Origin of the sequence: Mesorhizobium sp. M7A.F.Ca.ET.027.03.2.1 (assembly GCF_003999175.1) — a bacterium.
In the GTDB taxonomy this organism is placed as follows: Bacteria; Pseudomonadota; Alphaproteobacteria; order Rhizobiales; family Rhizobiaceae; genus Mesorhizobium.
In genome coordinates, this window is the sequence record NZ_RZOM01000516.1 from 1 (window position 1) to 4206 (window position 4206).

4 protein-coding genes are annotated in these 4206 nt (G+C 64.0%); 1 reads left to right on the forward strand and 3 read right to left on the reverse strand.

Going from position 1 to position 4206, the window contains the following annotated elements; genetic code table 11:
• The 3 genes from EN750_RS21115 to ftsZ form a co-directional block, all read right to left on the reverse strand.
• Positions 1-954, reverse strand: a 954-nt coding sequence (locus EN750_RS21115; protein ID WP_127397538.1) for a DUF5691 domain-containing protein, incomplete at its 3' end; no start/stop codon positions are given.
• A complete protein-coding gene (locus EN750_RS21120; protein WP_245482764.1) occupies positions 951-2336 on the reverse strand; it encodes an SWIM zinc finger family protein in 1386 nt (461 codons plus the stop codon). The genes EN750_RS21120 and EN750_RS21115, both read right to left, overlap by 4 nt.
• Positions 2337-2554: 218 nt before the next feature.
• Complete coding sequence (gene ftsZ / locus EN750_RS21125) at positions 2555-3589, reverse strand: cell division protein FtsZ (protein ID WP_127270104.1); 1035 nt, start codon at positions 3587-3589, stop codon at positions 2555-2557.
• A gap of 385 nt (positions 3590-3974) precedes the next feature.
• On the opposite strand from ftsZ, the gene EN750_RS21130 reads away from it, so the two are divergent.
• The coding region (locus EN750_RS21130; protein WP_145967810.1) for a GntR family transcriptional regulator at positions 3975-4206 on the forward strand (232 nt) is incomplete at its 3' end.

Genomic DNA, 4206 nt, shown 5'->3' on the forward strand with positions numbered 1-4206 from the left:
GAATTGCCACGCCCCGATAAACTCGGATTCGGTGGTGCCGAAGCGCGTGGCGAGGTCGACCAGGTTACAGGTCTCGAACAGTTCGGCGCGACGTCTTTCCTGCGCCGGCGATTTGAGTTTTGCCGGCGTGTAGGTGGTGCGGCGGCGGATGAAGCCGGATTTGCCTTCAGCGATGAAGGCAGCGAGTTCGGCCGTCGGAGCTTCCGGCCCGCCATCGCCTGGCGAGCCGTGCTCTCCCAATCTTGCCAGCAACCGGCCAGCGAGTTCGCGCAGCTTCCCGGAACGATCGGCGGAGAGGCTCTTCAGGAATGGCACGTCATCGGCGCCCAGGCCGAAGCGCAACAGGTCGACGAGTGCAATCCTGATCTCCGCCGGCTCTCCGGAGGCCTTGGTTTCGATCAGTTGCCGAGCCGAAGCCGGTGCGGTGCGGCGCATATCGGCGAGCGCGGTGCGGCGTGCGGCGGGATAGAAGTCATCCCAGTTTTCCACCGTCAGATGCTCCTGGCTTGCAGGTTTTTCGCCGTCCGCGCCTGCCTGCCAGTCGACCCAGGGTGCATAAACGTCCGGACTGCTCTGATCCGACGCGGCTGGCATCCAGTCCATCGGATGCAGCACGAAGCCGCGGCTGGCGACGAGCGTGACCACACGCGACTTGCTTCTTGTGTCGGCGGCATGCTTGAGCGCGGCTCGCAAGAGCGGCCGCAGCCGTTCCGGCAGCATCGGCAAGGCGAGTTCGGGCAATTGCGGGCGGCGTTTCAGCGTCTTCGGCGCGGCTGGCCGCAAGGCAATGTCGAGAGCTTGTGCGGCGATCGCCAGCAGCCGGCGTTCGCGCTCGTCGGGGCTGGCACCGCCGGCGATCTCCTTCCACGCGCCCGGAGCCAGGTCGAAGGTGGTCCCGCCGGTGATCCAGCAGTCGCGCATGGCCGCCAGGCCGGTCTGCTCGATCTCGTTCACGACAAGTCAAGCCTCCCGAAACCGCTTTGCGCTGCCAGCAGGTCAAGCCGGCTGCCATTCCAAAGTGCTGCCGTTGCCATAAGGTCCAGCCCAAGCAGCGTTGGATTGACGGTGTCGGCAATCGGCAAGGCGATACCATGCGGATCGTCGGCGGCTTGCCACCAGGCAGCGCCCCGATCGTCCAGCAGGATCGCGCCGGGCGGCAGCATGACAGGACAATCGGTGAGCCAAGGGGCTGTGTTCTGGTGAGCAGCATGCGCCGCGAGCGGATCGGCTGTGCGAAAGCCGAAATCGGGCCACTCACCTGTCGAGACGTCGCCCTTGCGGTCCGCCACCAAGGCCCGCAGCGGCTGGCGTGCCGGGTAAAAGACCAGCCTGGCATCGAACCGGTCGCCCGGTGTGAAGGCGTTCGACCGGCGACCGGCCGAGGCCGGAAAATAGTCGAGCAAGAGAGCAAATTGCGGGCTCGCGCTCTTCAGGTCGAGGAGCCAGGTCGAATGGCTGACGAGACCGTCACGGCGCGACTCGATCTTCTCGCCAAGCACCTCCCAGACGCTTTCGACCTGTTTGGCATCGGGATTGGCCAGAACCTGCTCACGGCTTTCGGACGTCGATACGAGCCGCCTCAGTTCGGCGTCGCCTGGTGTCGATCGCCAGGCCTTGGCCACCAGCACGAGCTTGCCGAGTTCGCGGATCGCCGCGTCCGGGCGCTCCTCGCTGCGCAGCCCCATCAGCCGTGACGGAATCTCGTCGATGCGGCCGGCAAGCGCTGTCGCCTTCATGTCGACCAGCCGTGCCGCAATCCGGCGGCAACGATCACTGCTGTTGTCGACAAAACCGGCCAGGCCAAGCCGCAACTGGTCAGCGATCCATTGATCCAGCTCATCCAACGCCGCCGACACCGCGGATTGCGTATCCAGCGTCCGCTTGCGCTGCGCTGCCTCGCGGCGCTCGACCGCAGCGGCGTCCTCGACATCAGCGCTTTCGTCGTCGCGCGAGGCCTCGCCAATGCTCTTGCCTCCCGCACCGGGCGCTTGCGCCGCCGGCTGCGGCGAGACCTTCCTGCGGCGGCCGAGCCAATCATTCACCCATTCCGGGGTCGAGCCTGCGGCGGTAAAACTGGCCGGCGTGGTGGCTGCAATCCACATCAGCGCCAAAGTGTGCTTGCAGGGAAATTTCCGCGACGGACAGGTGCATTTGTAGCCATGGTCGCCGGTGTCGACGACCACACGGTAGGGATTGGAGCCGGAACCCTGGCATTCCCCCCAGAGGAGCCCCAGTTGATCGCTCTTTTCGAGCCGTGGCCAGTTCGATTGCCTGGTCAACCTGGACGCGGCGCTCAACGACGCCTGATCGGGCGCAAGCGCTTCGATGGTTTTCAAGTCGAATTCCAAGCCGCGCCTCTCGTCGCTCGAACGATACGGGTAGCCAGTATAGATGGCCGTCTATGACGGATTCTTGTAGCAGCAGCGGCACCGAGATCGATACAGCTGAACACAATAGTTGCGCCAGTCAATCTGATCCGTCGGCAATGCAATTGCTATTCAGCGATGTCTCCCCGAGAAATTATCTCCTGGCGAGAACAAACGCGCGATACGACCTATTGAAGCGTGCGTGCCGGCTGACCGGCGTGGTCGCGGGCGATGCCGGCTTCGGCATCCTCCACCCCAAACGCACGGTCGAGACCCGTCGCCACCACCGAGACCCTGAAGCGGCCTTCCATGCCCTTGTCGAAGATGGCGCCAACGATGATGTCGGCATCCTCGTAGACCTCTTCGCGAATGCGGGTGGCGGCCTCGTCGACCTCGAACAGGGTCATGTCCCTGCCGCCCGATATCGAGACCAGAACGCCCTTGGCGCCTTTCATCGACACTTCGTCGAGCAGCGGGTTGGCGATCGCGGCTTCGGCCGCCTTCATTGCCCGACCCTCGCCGGAGGCCTCACCGGTGCCCATCATGGCGCGGCCCATATCGCGCATCACCGATTTGACATCGGCGAAGTCGAGATTGATCAAGCCTTCCTTGACGATGAGATCGGTGATGCAGCTGACGCCGGCATAGAGCACCCGGTCGGCAATGACGAACGCATCGGCGAAGGTGGTCTTGGCATCGGCGATCCGAAACAGGTTCTGGTTCGGGATGACGATCACCGTGTCGGCGCTCTCGCGCAGCCGCTCGATGCCCTCTTCGGCCATCTGCATTCGGCGCCTGCCCTCGAAGGCGAAAGGCTTGGTGACGACGCCCACCGTCAGGATGCCGGCCTTGCGCGCCGCCTGGGCGATGATTGGAGCCGCACCGGTTCCCGTGCCGCCGCCCATGCCGGCGGTGACGAAACACATATGCGTGCCGGCCAGATGGTCCATGATCTCGTCGAGCGATTCCTCGGCCGCGGCGCGGCCGATCTCGGGAAGCGATCCGGCGCCCAATCCTTCGGTGACGTGGGCGCCAAGCTGGATCAGCCGCGTCGCCTTCGACATGGTCAGCGCCTGGGCGTCGGTGTTGGCGGCGATGAATTCAGTGCCCTGAAGCTGCTCCGCGATCATGTTGTTGACGGCATTGCCACCGCCGCCGCCAACGCCGATCACGGTGATCTTGGGTCTCATCTCGGAGATTTCGGGCTTCTTGAACTCGGCCATGCCTGTGTCTCCTTCGCCAATTGCGCGCGCTTCACGACCCACCCGCAGACTGCCTTGAAACCTTGCAATCGAGTGGCATGATGCGAATCACTCCGTTGCGATGGGTAGCCCAAAAAGCCAGACAGCGGCCAGAGGTGCAAGTGCATGCGAGGTCAAGATTTGTGATGACCGTTTTGCACAGCGTGGCAGAGACGCCGTGTGCCTGACAATCAAGCCGTGAGCCTTGGCGCGACGCGTCGCTTGCCGCGCAACGATCGAAGCGTCTATCATGTGCTTGATAAGTCGCTGACTTCGGCGTTCTCGCCGGGCTCGGCCACGCAGAATCCCCAGCGGCGAAACCAGCCGGCCGCACAGATTTCTGAACCGATGAAGCAGCGCCCCGCCGATGGCCGACAAAACACAATTCGGGTTGACCGCCGTCGACACCGTTCCCTTGCATGAAAAAGTCTATCTTGAGCTTGTGCGGGCACTGATGTCCGGCCAGTTCACGCCGGGCCAGAAGCTGACATCGCGAAAACTCGCAAGGGAACTCGGCACCAGCGACATGCCGGTGCGCAGCGCCTTCATGCGGCTGCAAGCGCTGCGCACCGGCATGTCGCTGGTGCCGAGTTCCCTTG

Excerpts from the sequence above, each read along its gene's own strand:
- ftsZ (WP_127270104.1), bottom strand. The coding sequence starts at position 3,589 with ATGGCCGAGTTCAAGAAGCCCGAAATCTCCGAGATGAGACCCAAGATC.